The sequence below is a fragment of the Mesoterricola sediminis genome, from assembly GCF_030295425.1.
Lineage (GTDB): Bacteria > Acidobacteriota > Holophagae > Holophagales > Holophagaceae > Mesoterricola > Mesoterricola sediminis.
This window is the reverse complement of record NZ_AP027081.1, coordinates 3798073-3820164: the sequence shown is the minus strand read 5'-3', so window position 1 is coordinate 3820164 and position 22092 is coordinate 3798073. Positions and strand designations below refer to the sequence as shown.

At 67.9% G+C, this 22092-nt stretch carries 18 protein-coding genes; 5 read left to right on the top strand and 13 right to left on the bottom strand.

The window, feature by feature from the left end; all coding sequences use genetic code 11:
• Positions 1-287 precede the first annotated feature (287 nt).
• The gene (locus R2J75_RS16555; RefSeq protein WP_316410645.1) at positions 288-3230 is read left to right on the top strand and encodes a TonB-dependent receptor; all 2943 of its coding nucleotides are present in this window, start codon (positions 288-290) and stop codon (positions 3228-3230) included.
• A 116-nt stretch (positions 3231-3346) separates the two neighbouring features.
• Here R2J75_RS16555 and prfA read toward each other — a convergent pair whose 3' ends face one another.
• The 13 genes from prfA to R2J75_RS16490 form a co-directional block, all read right to left on the bottom strand.
• Complete coding sequence (gene prfA / locus R2J75_RS16550) at positions 3347-4420, bottom strand: peptide chain release factor 1 (RefSeq protein WP_316410644.1); 1074 nt, start codon at positions 4418-4420, stop codon at positions 3347-3349.
• Between the two features lie 69 nt (positions 4421-4489).
• Positions 4490-4741: a 50S ribosomal protein L31 gene (gene rpmE, locus R2J75_RS16545; RefSeq protein WP_316410643.1), complete on the bottom strand. Its 252-nt coding sequence runs from the start codon at positions 4739-4741 to the stop codon at positions 4490-4492.
• 100 nt (positions 4742-4841) lie between these two features.
• Complete coding sequence (locus R2J75_RS16540) at positions 4842-5588, bottom strand: DUF1700 domain-containing protein (RefSeq protein ID WP_316410642.1); 747 nt, start codon at positions 5586-5588, stop codon at positions 4842-4844.
• On the bottom strand, positions 5585-5911 hold the full coding sequence (locus R2J75_RS16535) for a PadR family transcriptional regulator (protein WP_316410641.1): 327 nt from the start codon (positions 5909-5911) through the stop codon (positions 5585-5587). Before R2J75_RS16535 ends, R2J75_RS16540 begins: the two co-directional genes overlap by 4 nt.
• 90 nt (positions 5912-6001) lie before the next feature.
• The gene (locus tag R2J75_RS16530; RefSeq protein WP_316410640.1) at positions 6002-7228 is read right to left on the bottom strand and encodes an ABC transporter permease; all 1227 of its coding nucleotides are present in this window, start codon (positions 7226-7228) and stop codon (positions 6002-6004) included.
• Positions 7225-8388: an ABC transporter permease gene (locus R2J75_RS16525; protein ID WP_316410639.1), complete on the bottom strand. Its 1164-nt coding sequence runs from the start codon at positions 8386-8388 to the stop codon at positions 7225-7227. The genes R2J75_RS16530 and R2J75_RS16525 overlap by 4 nt, the downstream gene beginning before the upstream one ends.
• A complete protein-coding gene (locus R2J75_RS16520; protein WP_243329735.1) occupies positions 8385-9122 on the bottom strand; it encodes an ABC transporter ATP-binding protein in 738 nt (245 codons plus the stop codon). Before R2J75_RS16520 ends, R2J75_RS16525 begins: the two co-directional genes overlap by 4 nt.
• Before the next feature lies 1 nt (position 9123).
• Positions 9124-10224, bottom strand: coding sequence for an efflux RND transporter periplasmic adaptor subunit (locus tag R2J75_RS16515; protein ID WP_316410638.1), 1101 nt, complete (start codon positions 10222-10224; stop codon positions 9124-9126).
• Positions 10225-10341: 117 nt separating this feature from the next.
• Positions 10342-10956: a DNA-3-methyladenine glycosylase gene (locus tag R2J75_RS16510; RefSeq protein ID WP_243329732.1), complete on the bottom strand. Its 615-nt coding sequence runs from the start codon at positions 10954-10956 to the stop codon at positions 10342-10344.
• Between the two features lie 45 nt (positions 10957-11001).
• Positions 11002-12363, bottom strand: a complete 1362-nt coding sequence (guaD, locus tag R2J75_RS16505; protein WP_243329730.1) for a guanine deaminase — start codon at positions 12361-12363, stop codon at positions 11002-11004.
• A 112-nt stretch (positions 12364-12475) separates the two neighbouring features.
• Positions 12476-15220, bottom strand: a complete 2745-nt coding sequence (locus R2J75_RS16500) for a PEP/pyruvate-binding domain-containing protein (RefSeq protein WP_243329727.1) — start codon at positions 15218-15220, stop codon at positions 12476-12478.
• A gap of 874 nt (positions 15221-16094) precedes the next feature.
• A complete protein-coding gene (locus R2J75_RS16495) occupies positions 16095-17381 on the bottom strand; it encodes a Glu/Leu/Phe/Val family dehydrogenase (RefSeq protein ID WP_243329724.1) in 1287 nt (428 codons plus the stop codon).
• A gap of 230 nt (positions 17382-17611) precedes the next feature.
• Positions 17612-18373: a hypothetical protein gene (locus R2J75_RS16490; protein WP_243346525.1), complete on the bottom strand. Its 762-nt coding sequence runs from the start codon at positions 18371-18373 to the stop codon at positions 17612-17614.
• A 65-nt stretch (positions 18374-18438) separates the two neighbouring features.
• Here R2J75_RS16490 and R2J75_RS16485 point away from each other — a divergent pair, with 65 nt between their 5' ends.
• From R2J75_RS16485 to R2J75_RS16470, 4 genes are all read left to right on the top strand, one after another.
• A complete protein-coding gene (locus R2J75_RS16485; protein ID WP_243329719.1) occupies positions 18439-18897 on the top strand; it encodes a 23S rRNA (pseudouridine(1915)-N(3))-methyltransferase RlmH in 459 nt (152 codons plus the stop codon).
• 564 nt (positions 18898-19461) lie between these two features.
• Positions 19462-20850 (top strand): hypothetical protein, encoded by a 1389-nt coding sequence (locus R2J75_RS16480; RefSeq protein ID WP_243329717.1) that lies wholly within the window; start codon positions 19462-19464, stop codon positions 20848-20850.
• A complete protein-coding gene (locus tag R2J75_RS16475) occupies positions 20850-21317 on the top strand; it encodes a hypothetical protein (protein WP_243329714.1) in 468 nt (155 codons plus the stop codon). The genes R2J75_RS16480 and R2J75_RS16475 overlap by 1 nt, the downstream gene beginning before the upstream one ends.
• 10 nt (positions 21318-21327) lie before the next feature.
• Entirely contained in the window at positions 21328-21972 is a 645-nt protein-coding gene (locus R2J75_RS16470; RefSeq protein ID WP_243329713.1) for a hypothetical protein, read from the top strand.
• Positions 21973-22092 lie beyond the last annotated feature (120 nt).

Below are 22092 nucleotides of genomic sequence, written 5' to 3'. Positions count from 1 at the left end.
GGGGTCGGCCGCAAACCTCTTCGGATCGGAAACCGACAAGGACATCCCTTGATCCATATGCGTTTTGCAAGAACATGCCGCCCGATGGCGCGGCCCTTGTGCCTTAAATCACGAGAAAGTTCCTGTATCATTCACAAAATTTCTCATCGTCATTCGAAGTGTGCTAACCTACGTGACAAATCCATCCCCGGATTGAAGCTCCCAGTAGCAAGGCCACTTTTGCCTGCAGGTAAGGTCTACCCCTCTGCCCTTTGCGGCAAAAACTTGCAACCAAACAACTTAGGAGGATGCAGATGCATCGCTACTTCAACCAGCTCGGCAGGATCGGCGCCATCATCGCCGTCGGTTCCGTCTCCCTCATCGCCCAGGGCACGCAGACCTGCACTATCACGGGTGAGGTGCTTGAGTCCAACGGCGCCGGCATCGCGGGCGTCACGGTCCGCCTGACCTCCCCCAACCTGCAGGGCGCCCGCGTCCTGGCGTCGGACGAGAAGGGCCGCTTCATTGCGCGCCTCCTGCCTCCCGGCGTCTACACGATTGAACTCACCAAGACCGGCTACAACGCCTTCAAGACCACCGAGAAGATCGGCATCGACCAGAACTACCAGCCGCGCTTCACGATGGCCAAGACCGTCGGCGCCGTGGTCGAAGTGGTCGCCACCAACACCGCGGTTGACAAGACCGACGTGAAGACGGCCTCCAACTACAGCCTCGACAACGTCGACCAGCTGCCCACCACCAACCGCACGATGGAGACCGTGGCCCTCCTGACCCCCGGCGTCGTCTCCGGTGTCGGCGGCCGCGTCCAGATCCGCGGCGCCATGACCAGCGGCAACCTCTACCTCGTCGACGGCCAGAACGTGGCCGACAACGCCTACGGCAACCGCGGCGTGCGCATGATCGATGACGCGGTGGAAGAGATGCAGGTCATCACCGGCGCCATCTCCGCCGAGTACGGCAGCGTCGACGGCGGCGTCATGAACGCCGTCACCCGCTCCGGCGGCAACACCTTCACGGGCCAGTGGCGCGAGGAGCTGAGCAATCCCCAGTGGAACGCCGTGCAGCCCATGCAGAACCGGGCCGCCATCACGAACCAGCTCTCCGAGCAGAAGACCTTCAGCCTGGGCGGCTACATCCTCAAGGATCGCCTCTGGTTCTCCGGCTCCTACTTCCGCACCAGCGTGAACACCTCCTCCTCGCTCGGCTCCGGGGCCCTGGGCACCATCGCCGGCAACAGCAACTACAACTACAACCGCGAAGAGATCCGCCGCCAGCTGAAGCTGACCTGGCTCATCAACCAGAACCACACCCTGGTCTATGCCTGGCAGAACAGCCAGAACGCCGAGAACCTGCGCGACTACAGCGCCGGTGAGCTGGCGTCCCTGATCCCCCAGACCTACAAGGACAGCCTCTACAACGTGGCCCTCCGTTCCGTCTGGAGCTCCAACCTGACCTCCGACCTGCGCTTCGGCCAGAAGAAGCAGACCTACGGCGCCGGCCCCAGCGTCGACGGCAGCCAGATCGCCAACAGCCCCATCTATGACGATGCCACCGGCTACTACTACAATCACGGCATCTTCAACGCCAACGACGGCGGCGACCACCGCGACAACCACACCATCAACGCCAAGGTGAGCCTCTTCTGGGATGCCGCCGGCTCCCACGCCACCGACTTCGGCGCCGACTACTACGAGGGCATCCGCCGCTCCCGCAACGAGCAGACCTCCACGGGCTACATCCTCGAAGTGGACGCCTTCAGCTACGCCGCCCGCACCGGCATCCCCGTCGCCATGTGGGTCTACGAGTCCGGCGCCGGCGAGGCCAAGACCAAGACCACGGGCGTCTACCTGAACGACAAGTGGACGGTCAACAACAAGCTGGCCTTCCAGATCGGCCTGCGCTACGACAAGTACAAGGCCGAGTCCGACACCGGCATCACCACCGTGTCCGCCAACGGCTTCTCCCCCCGCCTCGGCCTGAAGTACGACATCCTGGGCGACGCCCAGTGGGTCCTCGGCGCCAGCTGGGCCCGCTACAACTCGGCCGTGGCCGAGGGCATCACCACCCAGGTGACCCGTCAGGGCAACCCCAAGGAAATCGACTACTACTGGACCGGCGATCCCAACACCGCCCTCCCCGTCGCCCCCGGCAGCGACATCTGGAACCTGGCCAAGTACCCCCAGACCGCCGCGAACGTGGCCTGGTATGGCAACCCCAGCCTGAACGTCAAGCTCTCCAACGACCTCAAGGCCCCCCACGTCGACGAGACCCAGCTGTCCGCCGCCTACTCCTTCAAGAGCGACCTCTTCGGGACCGGCGCCGTCAAGCTGACCTACGTCAACAAGGAATGGCATGACCTGCTCGACTACCAGCAGGGCAACATGGGCACCGTCACCGACACCGCCGCCGCCTTCACCGCCTACATGAAGGTGTGGGGCAACAGCAGCGTCGCCAAGCGCAAGTACCACGACCTCGAGCTGGACGCCCAGGCCCAGAAGGGCACCTGGTCCTTCGCCGGCAACATCACCTGGGCCCGCACGGAAGGCAACTACGAGGGTGAAGGCTCCTCCACCCCCGCTCGCGGCGAGGGCCTCCAGGCCTGGACCACGACCAACATCGCCTCCTCCCATGCCGCCGCCACCCTCGGCCAGCCCCGCACGGTCTCCTTCTCTCCCGACATCACCTCGCCCTACGGCGCCCTCACCGGCAACGTTCCCCTCCGCATGCGCATGACCGGGTCCTACTACCACGACAGCGCCTACGGCCGCACCACCTGGGGCCTCATCTACCGCTTCGATTCGGGCGCGCACTACAGCCTGACCCGCAACATCACCCCCGGCCAGATCGACGTCGACCTCGCCTACGTCGGCGCCGGCACGAACTTCACCCAGTACTACGGCAACCAGCGCGGCCAGTTCGTGGCTCCCGCCTCGGCCTTCATGGACCTTTCCATCACCCAGGACTGGCAGCTGGCCAAGGTCAAGGGCACGCCCGTCAAGGCCTTCGTGAAGATGGTCATCACCAACGTGTGGAACCACCAGCAGATCCTCGGCTGGAACACCACCATGAACAAGGCCACCGGCGTCGCCGCCAACAGCAGCAGCTACAACGGCAGCAACCTCGCCGTGAACAGCGCCTGGGTTCCCGGCTCCTCCTTCGGCAAGCAGACCGGCTCCTCCAACTTCGGCGCCGCCCGCTCCTTCTTCCTGTCCGCCGGCGTCCGCTTCTAGGACACCCGCCGCACCACCTGAAGGGGGGCCCGCAAGGGCCCCCCTTTTTTGGTGTCCCGAAGGCGAAAGGGGCCCCCATCCGGGGGCCCCTTTTCGCGTCCCGCGGCGCGGGCGGGTCAGGCGTCCATGGCCTGCAGGCGCTCCGCCTCGAAGGCGGCCCGCAGGGGCTCCAGGATGGGCTCGATCTGGCCCTGCATGAAGGCGTCGATCTGGTGGATGGTGACGTTCACCCGGTGGTCCGTGACCCGGCCCTGGGGGAAGTTGTAGGTGCGGATCTTCTCGCTGCGGTCGCCGGAGCCCACCTGGGTCTTGCGCAGGCTGGCCTCGGCCGCGTCCTTCTCGGCCTGGGCCTTCTCCAGGAGGCGGGAGCGGAGGACGGTCATGGCCTTGGCCATGTTCTTGAGCTGGCTGCGCTCGTCCTGGCAGCTGACCACGGTGTTGGTGGGCAGGTGGGTGAGGCGTACGGCGGAGTAGGTGGTGTTGACGCTCTGGCCGCCCTTGCCGCCGGAGCAGAAGGTGTCGATGCGCAGGTCCTTCTCGTGGATGACGATGTCCACCTCCTCGGCCTCGGGCATGACGGCCACGGTGCAGGCGGAGGTGTGGATGCGGCCCTGGGTCTCGGTCTTGGGCACGCGCTGGACCCGGTGGACGCCGGACTCGAAGCGGAAGAGGCTGTAGGCGCCCTCGCCTTCGATCTCCGCCACCACCTCCCGGAGCCCGCCCTGTTCGGCCTCGCTCTCGCTGAGGACGGAGACCCGGTAGCCGCGGCGTTCGGCGAAGCGCACGTACATCCGGAACACCTCCGCCGCGAAGAGGGCGGCCTCCTCGCCGCCGGTGCCCGCGCGGACCTCCAGGATGACGTTCTTGGCGTCCTTGGGGTCCTTGGGCACCAGGAGGGCCCGGAGTTCGGTCTCGCCCTGCTGGATGGCCTCCTTCAGCTCCGGGATCTCCAGGGCGGCCAGGTCGCGCAGGTCGCTGTCCAGGGTCTTGTCGGCCAGGATGGCCTCGGCCTCCTCCAGCTGGTGGAGGCGGGTGCGCTGGGCGTGCCAGGCGGCCACGACGGGCTCGAGCTCGGCCCGGTGCTTGGTCAGCTCGCGCAGGCGCTTGGGATCGCTGACCACGGCCGGATCCTGGAGCTGGGCCTCGATTTCCTGGAACTTGGCATCAAGGGATTCAAGCTGGTCGAGCATGGGACCTCCGGGGGCGGGGCACAAAAAAAGAACGGGCCGGTGACCGGCCCGTTCCTGGGAAACGCCTCGCTACTGGTTGGCTTCGGTGGCTTCGGGAGCGGCTTCCGCGCTCACGGGAGCTTCCTTCTTCGCATACTTGCGGTTGAACTTCTCCACGCGGCCGGCGGTGTCCATGACCTTCTGCTTGCCGGTGAAGAAGGGGTGGCAGGCCGCGCACACTTCCACGCGGAGCTCCTTCTTGGTGGAGCGGGTCTGGAACTCACTGCCGCAGGCGCAATGGACGGTCACGTCATGCAGCTGGGGATGGATCTTGTCCTTCATCGAGGCCTCCTGGAACCGACCGGATGCCAAGGCGGCACGCGGCTTGTTCACGCACAAGGGGAATAGTTTATCCAAGATACCCTTGGATCTCAACGGGAAATCACTGGGGCGCCAGCAGCCAGCGGCCGGACATCAGGCGCTTCAGGTGGATGGCCACGAGGACCCCCAGGGCGAGGGTGAAATTGAAGCTGAGTTCAAGGAGCCAGGCGTACGGGCGCCGGTGGTGGAACACGAACGTCCACAGGAAGGCATCCACGAGGGTGAAGGCGAGGGTCTCGGCGACGGCCTGCCAGGCCGGTCGCGTCGTGGAGTGCCGCTCCAGCATGTAGCCCGTGAAGGCGCCGTACATCAGGCGGCTCGCCATGAAGCCCCGCAGGCTGGTGAAGCCCAGGGGAATGGCCATGAGGGTGCCGAAGAGGGCGGAGGTCAGGACGCGCACGCCCGGGCGCAGCGTCTGCCAGCGGCGGCGGACCAGGAAGAGCCCGGCCCCGACGGCGAGCCCGTGGGCGAAGCAGAAGGCGAGGCTCAGGTGCCAGGGCCAGTTGCCCTGGAGGAAGAGGTAGCCGCCCGTGGCCAGGCCCAGGAGGGAACCGGCGAGGAGGGAGGTCTCGCTGCGGTGCGTGGTGTCGGTGTCCTCGCCCTCGGAGAGCTGGGAGGCCAGCTCCCGGGGCATCTCCTTCTCGGCCAGGAGGGCCTCCATGTCCGACTCGGTCAGGAGGCCGCGGGCCTCGGCCTCGTCCCGGAGGTGGGCTTCCAGTTCGCGCACGATGAGGCGGCGCCTGCCGGAGGACAGTCCGCGGAGGGACTGCTCCACCTCGGCGAGGTAGCCCGCCAGCGCCTGGTTCACGGCCGGGGCCCCACGAACCCGTCGACCATGGCGACGAACCGGCCCCACTCGGCCTTCTTGGCGTCGAGGAAGGCGGTGCCGGCCGGGAGGATCGCATAGTAGCGGCGGTCGCGGCCATTGGGCTGGGTCTGCCAGTACGAGGTGATGAATTCGGCCGCCTCGAGCTTGTGCAGGGCGGGGTAGAGCGCGCCCTCCTTCAGCGTGTAGCTTCCGTCGGTGCGCTGGCGAACCGTCTCGATGATCTGGTACCCGTACATGGGTCCGTCCGTGAGCAGGGACAACAGAAGGAGCGGTGTGCTCCCCTTCAGCAGTTCACGGTCCATGGTGCCTCCCGTTTAGGCTTCAAGTTTACCTCGCCTTGCGATAGGGTCAACGCGGCGAGCCGGCCCAGTCTAGCATAAAATATTAGACATTCATCCTCGCATCGCCTCGGTGACGGGAATCCTGCTCGCTCGCCAGGCGGGCAGGAAGCCCCCGGCGAGGCCCATGAGGATGCTGAAGGCCACGCCCTGGGCCATCAGGCCCGGGGTGATCGCGAAGGCGTAGCTGACGTCGGACCAGGTGGTCATGTTCACGCCCCCGGACCGGGTGCCGTTGAAGAGGAGGGCGAGGGACGCGCCCAGGAGGCCCCCCAGGGCGGTGAGGAGGATGGCCTCCCACTGGAAGCTGGCCAGGATCTCCCGGCGCTTGAAGCCGATCGCCCGGAGGGTCCCGATCTCGGAGGTGCGGCCGGCGACGGCGGCGTACATGGTGTTCATGGCCGCGAAGATGGCGCCCACCGTGAGGATGGCCGTGATGATCTGCCCGAGCACCTGCATGGGCCGGCCCGCGTCGCCCAGGTCCGCGAAGTAGGCGGGCTCGGGTTTCGCCTCCAGCTTGAGGCGCACGTCCCGCTCCATGTCCCGGACGAAGGCGGGCACGTCCTCCGCGCTGCGCAGCCGGACCGCGACGGAGGAGTCCACGCCGTAGCGCCGGTAGGCCTGGCGCAGGTCCGCCACGTCCGTCCACACCTCGGAGTCGTAGACCGAGCCGCTGCCGTCGAAGACCCCCACCACGGTCCAGGTGCGGCCGCCCATGGCGATGGTGCCGCCGAGATCCACGCCCGCGTAGCGGTTCTGCATGCGCCGGGGCACCACGGCCTCGGATAGCCCGGGGCGGAACCAGCGCCCAGCCACCAGGGTCACCTGGCTGCGCATGCGGGCCCCGGCGCGGGTGGTGCCGCGCACGGTCACGGTGAGGCTGCCCGAGCCGTCCGCGAGGGGCAGCTGCTTGCTCACGATGATGTCCTCGGTGAGGAGGGGACCCTGGGCGTCCCGGGCGATGAGGGGATGCGTGGCGATGAGGCGGGCCTGGGCGAGGGTCACCGAACTCATCATCTCGACCCGTGCGTTCTGGCGCAGGATGATGACCTGGTCGTCGCGCCCGCTGCGCACGTAGGCCCGGGAGACGCCCTGGGCCATGGAGAGCACCACGACGAAGATCATCACGACGATGGCGATGGCGCCCACGGTGGAGAGGGTGCCGGCCTTGCGGACCCAGATGGAGCGCCAGTTGTAGGCCAGGGGCACGGGGTGGAAGAGGGCGGCGTGGAGCAGCCAGAGCAGGTAGGGTGCCAGCGGCACGAAGAGCCAGCCGATCATAGCGCCCTCAGGCCGTCGGTGATGGGCCTGCGGCTGGCGCGGTAGGCCGGGGCGAAGGTGGAGAGGAGGCCCAGGGCGAGGGTGATGAGCACGCACAGGAGCAGCGTCTCGCCTGTGATGATGAAGTCGGCCATCCAGGGCAGGATCGCGCCGCCCACCTTGGCGGCGAGGTCGGCGGCGCCCATGGCCATGAAGATGCCCAGGCCGCTGCCGAGAAGGGAGAGGAGGAGGCCCTCGGCCATGAGGAGGCTCAGGATCTGGGAGGACCGGAATCCGAGCGCGCGCATGGTGGAGATCTGCGTCGTCCGCTCCCGGATGGCCATGGCCATGGTGTTGGCGGTGACGATGAGGATCGCCACGAGGACCGCCCCGGTGATGGAGTGGATCATGGTGGAGTAGTCGCCCAGCATCTTCATCATGTTCAGGTTGAAGGCGTTCTCCGTGATGGTGAGGGTCTCCTGGGCGGAGTTCGCGAAATGCCGGTCGATCCGCTCGCAGAGGCGGGGGATGTCGGCGGGGTTGCGGGCCCGGGCGGTGAAGGCGCCCACGCGGCCCTTCATGAAGGGGACGGCCTCCTGGAGCTGGCGGATGTTGAAGGCCAGGAACATCTCGTCGGACTTGCGCTTCCCCACGAAGATGATGCGGATGTTGAGGCGGACGGTGATGTTGAAGATGCTGCTCCGCAGCGGCACGACGTCGCCCACCTTCCAGCCGAAGCGGTCCGCGAGCGTCTTCCCGACGATGCAGCCGTTGCCGTCGCGCAGGAAGTCGCGGACCTGGGCCGGGGGGATGCTCGCGAGGTTGGCCTCCTCGCGGTACACCTGCAGGTACGTCTCGGGCTCGACGGCGAAGTTGGCGAAGAAGTTCTTGGGGTCCTTGTACTCGCCGCCGAACCACTGGAAGGCCGTGAAGGCCTCGATCTCGGGCTGGGCGCGGAGGTAGTTGGCGTAGGACTGGGGGATCACGTTGGTGAAGGAGGCCTTGTCCTGCACCACGAACCGGGTGCCGCTGCCGCCCGAAACCGTCAGGGCGTCCATGGTGCCCAGGAGGCTCTGGAGGAGCGCGATCAGGAAGACCGACACGGCGAGGCTCAGGACGGTGAGGACCGTCCGCCGCTTGGAGCGGAACAGGGAGCGCAGGACCAGGGTCAGGAAGTTCACCCGCGGTCCTCCAGGATGCGGGGGAGCACGGGGCGGTCGTGCACCTCGACGGTGCGGTCCAGCACGCCCTTCTCCAGGTGGATCTGGACCCGTGCGTGCTGGGCGGCCTTGGGGTCGTGGGTGACGAGCACGATCGTCTTGCCCAGCTCCTGGTTCAGGTGCTCGAGGAGGACGAGGGCCTCCTCCGCGTTGCGCGCGTCCAGGGCGCCGGTGGGCTCGTCGGCCACCAGGAGGCCCGGATCGTGGACGATGGCCCGGGCGATGGCCACCCGCTGCTCCTGGCCGCCGGAGAGCTGCCGGGGGTAGTTGCGCATGCGGTCCGCGAGGTTGACGAGGCGGAGGGCCCGGTCGACCCGGTCGCGGCGTTCGCTCCGGGCCATGTCGGTGAGGAGGAGGGGCAGTTCCACGTTCTCGAAGGCGGTGAGCACGGGGATGAGGTTGTAGTTCTGGAAGATGAAGCCCACGTTCCGGCTCCGCCACCCGGCGAGCTCGTCGTCGTCCAGGCCGTTGAGGTCGTAGCCGCACACCTCCAGTTCGCCGCCGGTGGGGCGGTCGATGCCGGCGATGAGGTTGAGGAGCGTGGTCTTGCCCGAACCGCTCGGCCCCATCAGGGCGTAGTAGCCCCCCCGGGGGATGTCCAGGTCGACGCCCGTGAGGACGGGGATCTCCAGGGCGCCGCGCCAGTAGCTCTTGGCGAGTCCGCGCAGCCGGACGCTGAGCTCGGGGGCCGCCACGTCAGCGCTCCTTGGGGGCGACGCGCTTGCCGGGCTCCAGCTTGACCTCCTGCGGCACCACGAGGAGGGGCAGGTCGGGCGGGATGCCCTTCACCTGGCACCCGACGGGGTTCTCCGCCCCCGCCTCCACCTTCCGGAGGACGGCGCGGCCGTTCTCGACGGTCCACACGAAGGTGGCCCCGTCCCGGGCCACCAGCTGCTCTCGGCCCACGTAGACCGCGCGCTCCGCGAAGGGCTCGCCCATGAACGTGACCTTCGCGCCCATGTCGGGCACCAGCAGGGGATGCCGGTCCACCAGGGCCACGCGCACCAGGACGGTGGCCTTCTGGCGGTTGGAGGCGGGATAGATCTCCCGGAGGGTGCCGCGGAGCGGCTTCGCGCCCGGCTCCGCGTCCAGGGCGTCCACGCGGATCTCCGCGGGCATGCCCCGCTTCAGCCGGGGCAGGCCGGTCTCGTTGACCTCCACCTCCAGCTCCAGGCTGTCGAAGTCCGCGAGCGTCGCGATGGCGTTGATGGCGTTGGCGCCGCCGGCGGTGCCGGGGCTCACGGTCTCGCCCACTTCCGAGAGCTTCTGGGTGACGGTGCCGGTGAAGGGGGCGCGGAGCACCATGTTCTCCAGGAGGGCGTCCTGGTAGGCCAGCTGCGCCTTGAGGGTGGAGACGGCGGTGCGCAGGCGGTCCAGGCTCGCGCGGTCCAGCACCCCCTCCTTGAAGAGGGTCTCGCCCCGGTCCCGGTCCAGCTCCGCCTGGCGGAGGCTGGCCTCCACCTGGGCCCGGGAGGCCTCCAGGTCGGGGGCCTCCAGGCGGGCGATGATCTGGCCCTTGGTCACGCGGGTGCCCTCCTCCACGCCCAGCCAGGCCAGGCGCCCGGGGACCTTGGCGGAGAGGGTGGCGCGGTGGCGGGCGACGAGGTAGCCGCTGGCGGTCAGCACGGGATTCCGCTCCCCGGCCTGGAACACCGTGGGCCGGCTGATGGCCAGGCGCAGCGGCGCGTTCCGGGCCGCCACCATGCCGGCCACCGCCAGGCCCGCCACCGTCGCCAGGAGCACCCAGCCCCACGGAAAGCGCTTCTTGAACACAGGCTTCGGGCTGCCATCAGCCATGGATTCCCCCCGGGCAAGATCATTTCTTCAAGTAGACACCGGGCGGCCATGTACGTCATCCCCGGATCGGTGAAAAACCGGCCCGGACCGGTGAACGCCGTCCTGCCGCCGGCGCCTTCAGCGCCCCAGGGTCCGGGGATGGCTCACCCAGGGCGAATCCGCGTCGGCGAAGCGCCACGGGCGGTCGCGGTCCGCGGGGTCGGCGAAGTCCACGCCCACGCGGGGGCCCGTCCGCACCCTCCGGGGCGGGGTGCCGGCGAGGAGTTCCAGGCCGCCGGCCTCGTAGAGGCGGTGGCGGGTCCAGGCGAGGTCGAGGCCGAGGGCCTGGGCCACCTTGCCGGGGCCCGTCAGGAGGGCCGGACCCTGGAGGCCGCCCCGGCGTTCCCGGATGCGCTCCAGCCCGGCCACGGGCTCGCAGCTGCGGATGAGGACGCCCTCCGCCCGGCCTTCGGGGCCCGAGATCACATTGAGCATGTGGTGCATGCCGTAGCAGAAGTACACGTAGACCCGGCCCCCCTCCTCCCACATCACCCGGTTGCGGGGCGTGGGGCCGGAGCGGGCGTGGCTGGCGGTGTCCCGGGGGCCCCCGTAGGCTTCGGTCTCCGTGATGCGCAGCTCCACCTCGCCCAGGCGGAGGTGGCGCCCCAGGAGGTCGCGGGCGACCGCCGTCACGGCGCGGAGGTAGAAGGCGAGGGGAAGCCGGTCGCCGGGCTGGAAGGGAGGGCGGGCCATGGGCCCAGGGTACCCGGGGGCGCCGGCAACCCCCAAGGCCCGCGGCTACCGCCCGTGGACCCTGCGGCCGCGGACGTAGGCGGCCTGGACCATGCCGGGGGTGGAGCGGTAGATGCAGCGGGAGAGCACCTCCTCGGGCCGCAGGACCGCGCGGTCCGCGAGGGGGTCCGCCGCCCGGGGATCCAGGACGATGAAGTCCGCGTCCTTGCCCGGTTCCAGGCTGCCGATGGTCCGCTCGAGCCCCAGGGCCCGGGCGCCGCCCAGGGTCGCCAGGTGGAAGGCCTCCACGGGGGTGATGGGCGCGTGCGCGTGGAGGCCGAGGGCCTCGGCCACGCGGCCGCGGGCGTCGGCGTCGAGGTCGAGGGCCTCCAGGCGCCGGAGCTGGGCCCTGCGCTCGGCCCAGCGCTGCTTGGACTGGTCGCAGGCGGCGGCCATTTCGCCCCAGAGGTCCAGGCTGGGGCCGCCGCCCACATCGGAGGCCAGGCCGACGCGGTGGCCCTCGGCGAGCCACTGGCGCAGGGGCATGATGCCGCTCTTGATGAAGGCGTTGGACCGGGGGCAGTGGACCAGCGTCGCGCCGGCCTCGCGCAGGACGGCGCGCTCGCCCTCCGACAGGTGGATGCAGTGGCCCAGGAGGGTGCGGGGCCCGAGCATGCCGGCCCGCGCGTACACGTCCGTGTAGTCCCGCGCCTCGGGGAAGAGCTCCCGCACGCGGGCGATCTCGTCCAGGTTCTCGCTGAGGTGGGTCTGGATCCAGGCGCCATGCTTCTCGGCCTCCCGGGAGAGGCCGGCCATGAGGTCCATGGAGCAGACCGGCGCGAAGCGCGGCGTGAAGGCGTAGCCCAGCCGGCCCCCGTCCCGCCCGTGCCAGGTCTCGCAGAGCTCGGCGCTCTGGGCCAGGGAGGCCGCCGTGTCCTCCCGGAGGGCGTCCGGGCAGTGGCGGTCCATCATCACCTTGCCGAGGATGGCGCGGATGCCGCACGCCTCGGCCTCGCGGAAGGCGCGGTCCGCGGCCTCCTGGTGGACGGTGAGGTAGGCGACGGACGTGGTGGTGCCCCAGGCGAGCTGGTGCGCGAAGAAGAGGCGCGCCGCGGGGACCGCCGCTTCCGGATCGGCGAAGCCCGCCTCGAGGGGGAAGATGTGGTTCTCCAGCCAGGGCAGCAGCTCCAGGCCGTCCAAGGCCACGGCGCTGTACTGGGGCAGGTGGGCGTGCAGATCCACGAGGCCGGGGAGGATCCAGGCGGGGCGGAGGTCCTGGACGGGTTCGCCCGGATGCAGGCGCTGGAGGGCGGCGAAGGGCGCGGCCGCCAGGATCCGTCCGGCCCCGTCCACCATCAGGCCGCCGTCCGGAATGTCCTCCAGGCGCGCAGGCGAAGCGGGGCTCAGCAGGTGAGCGCGATAGATCAAGACGGTTCCCCCAGATGGCCGACAGCCGGGTCGGCGCAAAACAGGGGGAAGATAGCATGATTTTTTCAGTGGACGGACAAGAATCTTTCCAAGGGCCGCCCGGCGGGCCCCGTCAGTGCAGCTGGATGGGGCGGAGGAAGCCGAGGGCCCGGTCCTTCTCCCCGTCCATCACCACGTCCAGTTCGTGCCCTGGGCGCACCTTCTCCAGGTCGATCACGCGCACGGCCTTCTCCAGGCGGATGTGTTCCGGGAGGAGCTGGGTGAGGACGCTGGGGCTGTTCCGCAGGAAGTCCTCGTTGAAGAGGTTCCCCTCCTCGTCGGGGTACAGGGCCAGGTAGTGGATGCGGGCCTCCACGAGGTCCTGGAAGAAGTGCGTCCCGAAGGAGAGGTCGGGGACGTAGTTGCCCTTCTTCCGGGCGATCTCCACCAGCAGCTGCGTGTTGTTGATGCCCGAGTAGGTGATGCCCACGCCGAGGGTGACGTCCCCGCGGCTGCCCCAGCGCCCGGGGCCCATGAGGATGAACTTCCGGCGGGGGAGCATCCCGTTCAGGCGGTTGACGCAGTCCGCGATGGCCAGGAGGTCGGCGAGGTCGGGGATGGTCCGGTACTCCTCCGGGTCCACGTAGACGATGTAGCGGATGCCCTCGACGTAGCCGTTGGTGATGTACTTGCTCGCCGAGAAGAGCTTGTCCTCGTAGGGGACCTTGGTGGGCATGTGGATGCGGCCCTCCTCGTCCATGCGGCTCTGGGGCCGGCACTGGAGCAGGTAGAGGTTGGACCCGTCGTGGGCGAACTCCAGGTCCACCGATGTGCCCAGGGCCTCCTGGAGGATGCCCAGGACCGTCCGGATCTGGGCCACGAACTCCGTGCGCTCGACCAGGCCCGCGAAGGTGACGACGAGGTCGTCCTTGGCGGCGTTGATCATGCCCCGCATGGGCTTCTTCAGGAAGCCGTCCTCGAGGAGGGAGACGATCTGCTCCAGCATCGGGTAGTCGTCCCCGGCCTCGCGGAGCAGGTCGGGGATGGCGAGGCTCTCGAACCGGCCGGTCTCGAGGTTGATGACGTCCATGGAGGTCTGGGCGTAGTGGGCCACCTGCTCGGGCGTGACGTTGACGCGCAGGTTGGGCTGCCCCGGGCTCATCATGAAGGGGAAGTCGCTGCCCAGGCGGTCCACGGCGCGGGTGCCGAGGCCCATGACCATGCGGACGATGCCGTCCTCGCGGCGCAGGCGCGGGGACCAGCGGAACTCGTTGTGGCTGAAGGCCACCCCCGCGAAGGCGGGCATGAAGTACTTGCCGACGCGGTGGCCCACCACCTTCTGGATGATGATGCCCATCTCCTCCACGAAGTCGAGGAGCCCGCGCTCGGCCCGGTACTGGATCGGGTCCGGCCCGAAGACCGACGCGTAGACCTCGGCCACGGCGTCGACGAGGGCCTCCAGGCGCTCCTCGCGGCTGCCCACGTTGGCGAGGAAGAGGCTTCGGTACTTGCCGGAGAAGGCCATGCCCTCGCTGTCCTCCAGGAGGGAGGAGCTGCGCACGATCAGCGGGCCCTCGCCCAGGTCGTCCATGGCGAACTGGATCTGCTGGAACATCTCGGGGGAGAAGAAGGAGTTCTTGAAGACCTGCTCCAGGTAGGGGAAGGTCTGGCGGACCTCCTCGATGGGGCTGAACTTCAGGCTCCACAGGTCCTCCAGGCTGTTGTGGCGGAGGAAGTTGTAGATGCCGTCCGAGGTGATGTACCAGGTCTTGGGGGTGCGGATGGAGTCGATGAGCGGGTTGCCCGTGCCCTGGCGCTTGAGGATGCGGGCGGCGAGGATGAGGCCGGCCGCCTTGCCGCCGAGCTTGCCGTTGCCCTGGGCGGGCCCGAGCACGTGGGTGAGGATGTTGCCGAAGTCGTAGACGGAGAGGTGGGCCTTGGCGATGCCGATGAACTTGAGGCTCTCCGTGAGGAAGCGGCGGATGAGCGCCACGCGGACGTTCGTGTCGTCCGGCACGGCCAGGGCGGGGAGGTCCTCGCGGGTCTCCCGGCAGAACCGGTCGACGATCTCCTTGATCTCCACCAGGGGGATGTCCCGCTTCTCGGTGGCGATGGCGAGGAAGCCGAGCTTGTCCTGGCGCATCCACTGCTTGAGGAGGGCCGTGAGATCCGCGTCCTCGAAGACGATGGAGGCGATCTCCTCGATCTCCTTGAACGTCTGGCTGACCAGGTTCATGTCCCGCTTGGGCAGCGGGGCATTGGAGCCGTGGGAGGCCTCCTCGCCCTGGGCGTAGATGGCCGGGTCGAACTGGGCGATCATCTTCTGCACGCCCGGGACGCCCACCTTGGTGGCGTGGTTCATGAGCCGGCGGATGATGCGCAGGTGCAGGGCCGGATCGATCTCCGTCAGGAGGTCCAGGATGTAGCGCCACTCGGGCTTGGCCGCGGGGGCCGGCGCCGCCGGGGCGGAGGTCTTCTCCTCCTCGCGCTGGGCGATGCGGATCTCGGCGAGCTGGCCCAGCTTCTGGGCGGTGAGGTCGACGAGCTTCTTCTGGTCCAGGTGGAAGGGGCTGCCGGGCGCCCGGGACGAGCGGTTCTCCAGGTAGACCACCTCCACCTCGCCGAGGGTCTCGCCCTTCACGACGATGGGGGCGCGCAGGGTCCAGGGGCCCGGCTGGAAGCCCTTGGTCTCGAAGCACTCGCCCCAGAAGTGGATGCGGGCCTGGCAGACCTCCTCGTGCTTGAATCCCTTGGGCAGGGCCTCGGCCACCACCTGGAGGATCTGGGTGAGGCTGAGGTCCTCCCGCGCCAGCAGCCCGGCGATCGTGAAGATGGTCTGCAGTTCTCGGGACTGGCCGAAGCTGGGGTCGTTGATCATCTGGAGATCCCTTGCGAAGGTGGGACCATTATGACCAGGGGATGCCGCCCGGAGCCAGGAACTGCCAGCGCCAAGGCCTGAGGGCCCGCTGCGGCTTCGCGACCAGCCGTTAGGGTCCTTCAAACCTCCGCCATGATTGAGCGCACTTTTGGCTCGAAGGGGGTAGTCATGGGTCGGGCTTGGGGCGAAGGTTGGGAAGACCGCTCAATTTCCATACCAGGCTCCTCCTTATGGCGAGGTCTTTTCCGCTACACCCTTATCGCCGAAGTTCCAATCTGGATCTGGGTGGCCATCCTGGCCATGGCGTACCGTCGCGGAATATATACAGGCGATTCGACGCCCTCCCCGTTCCTGGGGTGGGGAGTCCTCGAACTCCTGTTCTGGGGCGCAATCTGCGAATCATTCCTGGTGGCGGGTCTGGCAGAGCTCCTCCGCCGGACCTCTCTGTCGCCGCTTTGGATCTGTGGCCTTGCCGGTTTCGCATGGGGCGCCCTCCACGCCAAGGACCTGGGGGTTTCCTTCTGGAGCCCTGCCTGGGGGTTCTTCGTGTACACGGCTGGGTACCTGGCGTGGCGCCCTCGATCCTTCTGGCACGGCTACCTCGTCGCCATGGTCCCCCATCTCTACCATGACATCCAATGGAAGCTCCTGACCCTTCGCTGATCCACGGTCCAGGGCTCCCCGGCAGATCCGGTGTCGCCCTGCGGAGGGGCCCACCTCCCTTGGGGGCGTGAGCGGCCATTCCGGGCGTCCAAGAGGCATGCCTCTGCTCCGGCGGATAAGGCGGGGGAAGGCGTCGAGGCGCGGGTCTGGGGTGGCAAAGAAAACGGCCCGCGTGGGCGGGCCGTTTTCCTGCGGTTACGGATGGTTCGGTTTACACCCAGCCGCGCAGGTGGGCGGCTTCGGCGACGCGCTTGATGGAGATCATGTAGGCGGCGTCGCGCATGTAGACCTTCTTCTCGCGGGCCAGGGCGGACACGGCCTTGAAGGCGTTGGTCATCTTCTGGTCGAGCTTGGAGAGGACCTCTTCCTTCTCCCAGAAGTAGTTCATGTTGCACTGCACCTGCTCGAAGTAGGAGCAGGTCACGCCGCCGGCGTTGCAGAGGAAGTCGGGGATCATGAAGATGTTGCGGCTGTGGATGACCGCGTCGGCCTCGGGGGTGGTGGGGCCGTTGGCGCCCTCGGCGATGATCTTGACGCTGGGCTTGATCTTGTTGACGTTCTCAGCGGTGATCATGTGCTCCTGGGCGGCGGGGATCAGGACGTCCACGTCCTGCTCGATCCAGGCGTCGCCTTCCAGCTTCTCCCAGCCCATGGCCTTGGCCTTGGCGGGGTCGATGGTGCCGAACTTGTCGATGGAGCCCATGAGCTGGTCGAACTTGATGCCGTCCTTGCAACGGTAGGTGTAGGGCTTCTTGTCGGTGTTGTCCCAGCAGGAGATCGCGATGACCTTGCCGCCGTACTGGGTGAAGAGGTCGAGGCTGTACTGGGCCACGTTGCCGGCGCCCTGGATGGAGGCGGTGGCGCCCTTGATGTCCAGGCCCAGCTCCTTCATGGCTTCGCGCACGGTGTAGATGACGCCGTAGCCGGTGGCCTCGGTGCGGCCCAGGGAGCCGCCCATGCCCACGGGCTTGCCGGTGATCATGCCGGGGAAGCGGCCGCCCATGATCTGCTCGTACTCGTCCATCATCCACAGCATGTGCTGGCCGTGGGTCATGACGTCAGGGGCGGGGACGTCCTGCAGGGGGCCGACGTTCTTGGCCACCTGGCGGACCCAGCCGCGGCAGATCTGCTCCTGCTCACGGTCGCTCAGCTCGCGGGGGTCGCAGATCACGCCGCCCTTGCCGCCGCCCAGGGGGATGTCCACCACGGCGGTCTTCCAGGTCATCCAGGTGGCCAGGGCGCGCACGGTGTCGACCGTCTCGTGGGGGTGGAAGCGGATGCCGCCCTTCGCGGGGCCGCGGGCGTCGCTGTGCTGCACGCGGAAGCCGCGGAACACCTTGACGGAGCCGTCGTCCATGCGGACGGGAATCGTGAAGTGGTACTCACGGGTGGGGTTGCGCAGGAAGTCGCGGCTTCCCTGATCCAGGTTCAGCTTCTCGGCGACGCCGTCGAACTGCTTCTGGGCCATTTCGAACGGATTGAAGGGCTTCTCAGCCATGACTCAACTCCTTGGTGGAAGGGATGGAAGGTGGGAGGGACGCCACTCAGGCGGGCATGGGATCCAGGCGTGACGGCCTGACGCCGATGACTATACTCCCTTGGTTCGGCCGGAAACCCGCGCCTGGCAAGTACGTGACTTTGCTCACTGGGACGCGGATGCACCAAGGGCCCGGCGGTCGGATCAGGTCATGAACCTGTGACAGTCGGGCCCCTGGAACGGAAGGGAGACTACTTCTTCTCGGCCATCTGCGCGGCGGCCTTGGCGAGGACCTTGGGCTGGACGAGGTAGTGGATGTAGATGATGCTCTGGGTGCCGTCAGCCTTCTGGCGGGCGGTGAGCTCCATGATGGGCTTGCCCTGGAGGCCGAGGAGCAGCGCGGTCTCCTGGGTGTTCTTGGGATTGGGGGTGCTCTTCATGACGGCGATCTCGCCCCAGAGCGCTTCAGGAACGCCCTTGATGAGGCGGTAGAGGCCGGTGTTGTAAAGGGCGCGGAGCTGGGGGCCGTTGAGGGCGGCGAAGTCCTTGGCCTTGGTCTTGTCCTTCTCGTCGGTGGGGACCTGGTCGAGCTTCAGGACGTCGAGGCCCTGCATCTCGGCCGGGAGGGCCGGGATCTGCTTGGCGCTGAGCTTGTCCATGGCGGCCTGCAGGGAGGCCATGCTGACGCCGGGGGCGATGTAGCCCATGGCCTTGATCTCATCGGCGCCCAGGGCCTTGATCTCCTCGGCGGTGAGGCTCAGGTCCATGCTGCCGGCGTGCTTGTGGAACCACCAGGCGTTGCCGTACAGGCCGGCCAGGTCCTGGGGGGCGATGACCGCCACGTCCTGCAGGTCCTTGCGCACCCCGATGTACTTCAGGTGGGGCAGCAGGGCATGGGCCTCCTTGGCGGCCATCGGCGCCGTCTTGGGCACACTGTCCGCTGGCTTGGAATCGCAGCCGACCAAGAGGGCAAGGCCTGCGAGGGCGGGTAGGCACAGGTTCTTCAAATTCATGGGACCTCCTCATCGGAACCGCTAGATTATGGGAGGTATTGATCGCCTTTTCAAACGGGATTCCCTTGTACCCCATCCGCCTCATCACCGTCGGACGTCCGAAGACCGGGCCGATCCGCGATCTGGACCAGCACTACCGCACGCTGCTCAAGGCCCATGCCCGCCTGGACGTGGACGAGCTTCCGGAGGGGCGGGGCGATGCGGCCCGCCAGCTCAAGGAAGAGGCCGAGCGCATCCGGGCCCGTCTGGAAGGCATCCGCTGTCCCGTCCTCCTGTGCGCGGAAGGGCCCGCCCGGACCTCCGAGGACTTCGCCCGCTGGCTCGGGGTCCGGATGGACCGGGGCGAGAGCCTCGCCTTCGCCATCGGGTCCAGCCACGGGCTGGACCCGGCGCTCAAGGGGGAGGTGCGGGAGCAGCTGAGCCTCTCCCCCATGACCTTCCCCCACGACCTCAGCCGGGTGCTCTTCCTGGAACAGCTCTACCGGGCCTTCACGATCCTGAAGGGCGGACCGTACCACAAGTGACGGCGGTCACCCGACCGGCGGATTTCGGTCCCGGGGTTCTGAAATTTAATAAAAACTTTATATATGATTTTTTTGGGACATCAATCCCCGCTTCCGACTGACCCGCAAGGGGAAGCCTGGATCGGGCGCCGGATCCAGAGACTCGGTATCCGTGGGTTTCGGAGCATGAAAATTTTTTTGAGATTCCCGGGAACCTTTTGGAAACTGGATCATTGGTCGCTCCCCCGCACGCAACGTGCCGGAAATTTCATAATAAGGACCATAGAATCTGTTTTATGTCGGAGATGAATGTCCGATTTGAAACGTCGCGAGGGCGGGGGAAAAGGGCCCGATTTCGCGATAGCAGAGCGAATTCGTCGGATTTATTCGTGGCTTGCGGCCCCCCGGCAGGCTTACTAGCATTCTTCAAAACAGATCTTCGGAGCCAGACGTCTGGTTTTCCGCGTTCCCATTTTTGATCGGAAATCTCACCTTTCATTTCCCGTGGAGGAGGCCCTCGATGCGCACGCGACCCATGGTCTTGCCGACCGCTCCGTTGCGGCGGATTGCGGCTGGAGGCCAGTCATGAAACAGCGAATTCACCTGGCCCTCCTGGCCGCCCTGGTCCCCGCGGCGGCGTTCGCCCAGGACGTCAACGTGTACAGCACCACGATGGCCCAGATGTGGAAGACGGACACCCCCGGCTTCGACAAGGCCACCTACGCCCCCGTCACCGAGTTCCTCGGCATCGACGCGACGAAGCTGGGGACGGACGCCCTCTCCCTCCATCTGTACGGCTGGGGCCGCACCGACCTGAAGGACCAGTCCGCCCTCGGCGGGAAGTCCGCCGGGGACCTCACCTACGGGTACCTCCAGTACGACTTCGCCCAGGCCAACGGCCAGATCAAGGCCGGCCGCATCACCGCCTTCGGCACCACGGGCGTGGAGCAGCTGGACGGCGTCTACGCCCGCACGGACCTCAAGGGCGGCTTCGCCATCTCGGCCTTCGGCGGCATTCCCGTCATCTACAAGAACTACGGCGTCCTGCCCCAGGCCGACATCACCTTCCAGAAGAACTTCCTGGCCGGTGCCCGCCTGTCCTACCGGATCCCCCGCATGGGCGAGCTGGGCGTCTCCTACCTCCAGGACGGCTCCAACGCGGCCAAGGACCTGGACGTGGCCACCCCCCGCACCGTCGACTACTCCCGCCGCCAGGTGGGCGTCGACCTGACCCTGGCGCCGGTGGCCTTCTTCGACTTCACGGGCCGCACCGTGTTCGACGTGGCCAACCATCCCGCCGCCGCCCCCGGCGAGGACCGCAAGCGCGTCGCCGAGCAGGAATTCCGGGGCACCTTCCACATCCTCGAGAACCTCTCCGCCACCGGCGGCTACGTCCAGCGCAACTTCTACTCCTACTACGCCGGCGGCACGCTCCCCTCCCTCTTCAACCAGAACGAGCGGGGCACCTACACCGCCACCAGCGGCGCCGTCACCTACGCGCCGGTCTCCGCCCTCACCCTGACGGCGGACCTGCGCCACACGGAGCGCGAAGTCTACGGGTACACCACCCGGGCCGGCCTCGAGGGCCGCCTGAACGTGCCCGCTGCCAACCTCGTGTTCGGCGGCGCCTACCACAAGACCGTCGCCTTCCGCGTGACGCTCGTCGACTCCGTCACCCCGGCCTACAGCCTCAGCCACAGCGAGATGCGCGGCTGGGTGATGTACGAGAAGGGTCCCTTCTCGGCCAGCCTCGACGGCATCCGGCTGCACTTCACGGACGCCGCCCTCAACCCCGCCCTCAACGGCAAGGCCATCCAGTCCGCCATCGTGGGCTCCGTGGGCTACCAGGCCGCCAAGTCCTTCAAGGTCTCCGGGGATCTGAGCGTCGAGGACACCGCCCTCTACAAGAAGCAGGTCATGGGCCTCCTCCGGGCCGAGTACCGCTTCGGCTTCGCCCTCAAGGGAGGCAAGTGATGCACAAGAAGATCCTCCTCCTCGCGGCCGCCCTCGGCCTCGGGATCATGTCGGCCTGCGCCCTCGTCTCTCCCGAAGCCAGCTTCGCCCGCACCCACCCCCAGGAGCTCCCCAACGGGCGCCCCACCTGCTCCGAGTGCCACGGCACCGAAGTGGTGAAGAGCACGCAGAAGACCTACGCGTCCCTGAACCACACGGCCGCCTTCGCCAAGGACCACAAGGTCCAGGCCACCCAGGACGCCACGACGTGCGCCACCTGCCACGCCCAGTCCTTCTGCGCCGACTGCCACGGCGGCAAGACCGTCATGCCCGCCTCCACCAAGCTGGGCAACCGTCCCGACCGGGTCTCCCCGCACCGCGGCGGCTACCTGACCATGCACCGCATCGACGGGAAGATCGATCCCACGGGCTGCTACAAGTGCCATGGCCGCGCCAACAACGAGAAGTGCAGTGCTTGCCACCGGTAGAGGTCCCGTCATGAACCAGCGTCTGATTGCCAAAACCCTCCTCACGGCGGCGGCGGCCCTGGTCTTCTGGGGCTGTTCCACCAGCGCCACCAACGCGCCGTCCCTGAACCCGACCACCGGCCAGCACCCCGCCACCTGGCAGTCCTCCCACTGGAAGGACTACCTGATGAACCCCGACAGCTGCAAGCCCTGCCACGGCTCCACCACGGACAAGACCCAGGCCGGCGGCACCTCCAAGGTCAGCTGCTTCGGCTGCCACCACCCCGACGGCCCCCACCACCCCGCCGACTGGGCCCAGGCCAGCCAGCACGGGCGCCTCGGCGCGCAGCCCAAGGACAACGGGCTGACCGGGCTGCTCCGCACCAGCTTCGTGGCCTGCACCCGCTGCCACGGGGACCAGTACACGAACCCGGTGGGCATCACCCCCGCCTGCACCGCCTGCCACACCACGGCCCCGCACCCCGCGAAGCCCTGGGTCAGCGGCGTCTCGCCCAGCAACCCGAACCACGACCGCACCGACCCCAGCAATGCGGCCGAATGCGCCAAGTGCCACGCCCTGGGCGCCCACTCCTCCATCACCCCCAAACCCCCCGCGGCAGCGGGCACCACCCCGGGCTGCTTCAACGGCACCCTCTGCCACACCACGAATCTCTAGTCCGACGGCTTCCAACAACCCTGCGAACCCCATCGCACGCTGAGCCCCCAAGGGAGGTGCCCGACTTGAATGATCCCCGACATCCCGATCTGCAGTTCCATCGCAATTGAAACAATCATG

Coding starts and splice junctions, on each gene's coding strand:
- R2J75_RS16555 (WP_316410645.1), top strand. CDS start 288: ATGCAGATGCATCGCTACTTCAACCAGCTCGGCAGGATCGGCGCCATC.
- prfA (WP_316410644.1), bottom strand. CDS start 4,420: ATGCTCGACCAGCTTGAATCCCTTGATGCCAAGTTCCAGGAAATCGAG.
- rpmE (WP_316410643.1), bottom strand. CDS start 4,741: ATGAAGGACAAGATCCATCCCCAGCTGCATGACGTGACCGTCCATTGC.
- R2J75_RS16535 (WP_316410641.1), bottom strand. CDS start 5,911: ATGGACCGTGAACTGCTGAAGGGGAGCACACCGCTCCTTCTGTTGTCC.
- R2J75_RS16530 (WP_316410640.1), bottom strand. CDS start 7,228: ATGATCGGCTGGCTCTTCGTGCCGCTGGCACCCTACCTGCTCTGGCTG.
- R2J75_RS16515 (WP_316410638.1), bottom strand. CDS start 10,224: ATGGCTGATGGCAGCCCGAAGCCTGTGTTCAAGAAGCGCTTTCCGTGG.
- R2J75_RS16510 (WP_243329732.1), bottom strand. CDS start 10,956: ATGGCCCGCCCTCCCTTCCAGCCCGGCGACCGGCTTCCCCTCGCCTTC.
- R2J75_RS16500 (WP_243329727.1), bottom strand. CDS start 15,220: ATGATCAACGACCCCAGCTTCGGCCAGTCCCGAGAACTGCAGACCATC.
- R2J75_RS16495 (WP_243329724.1), bottom strand. CDS start 17,381: ATGGCTGAGAAGCCCTTCAATCCGTTCGAAATGGCCCAGAAGCAGTTC.
- R2J75_RS16490 (WP_243346525.1), bottom strand. CDS start 18,373: ATGAATTTGAAGAACCTGTGCCTACCCGCCCTCGCAGGCCTTGCCCTC.
- R2J75_RS16480 (WP_243329717.1), top strand. CDS start 19,462: ATGAAACAGCGAATTCACCTGGCCCTCCTGGCCGCCCTGGTCCCCGCG.
- R2J75_RS16475 (WP_243329714.1), top strand. CDS start 20,850: ATGCACAAGAAGATCCTCCTCCTCGCGGCCGCCCTCGGCCTCGGGATC.
- R2J75_RS16470 (WP_243329713.1), top strand. CDS start 21,328: ATGAACCAGCGTCTGATTGCCAAAACCCTCCTCACGGCGGCGGCGGCC.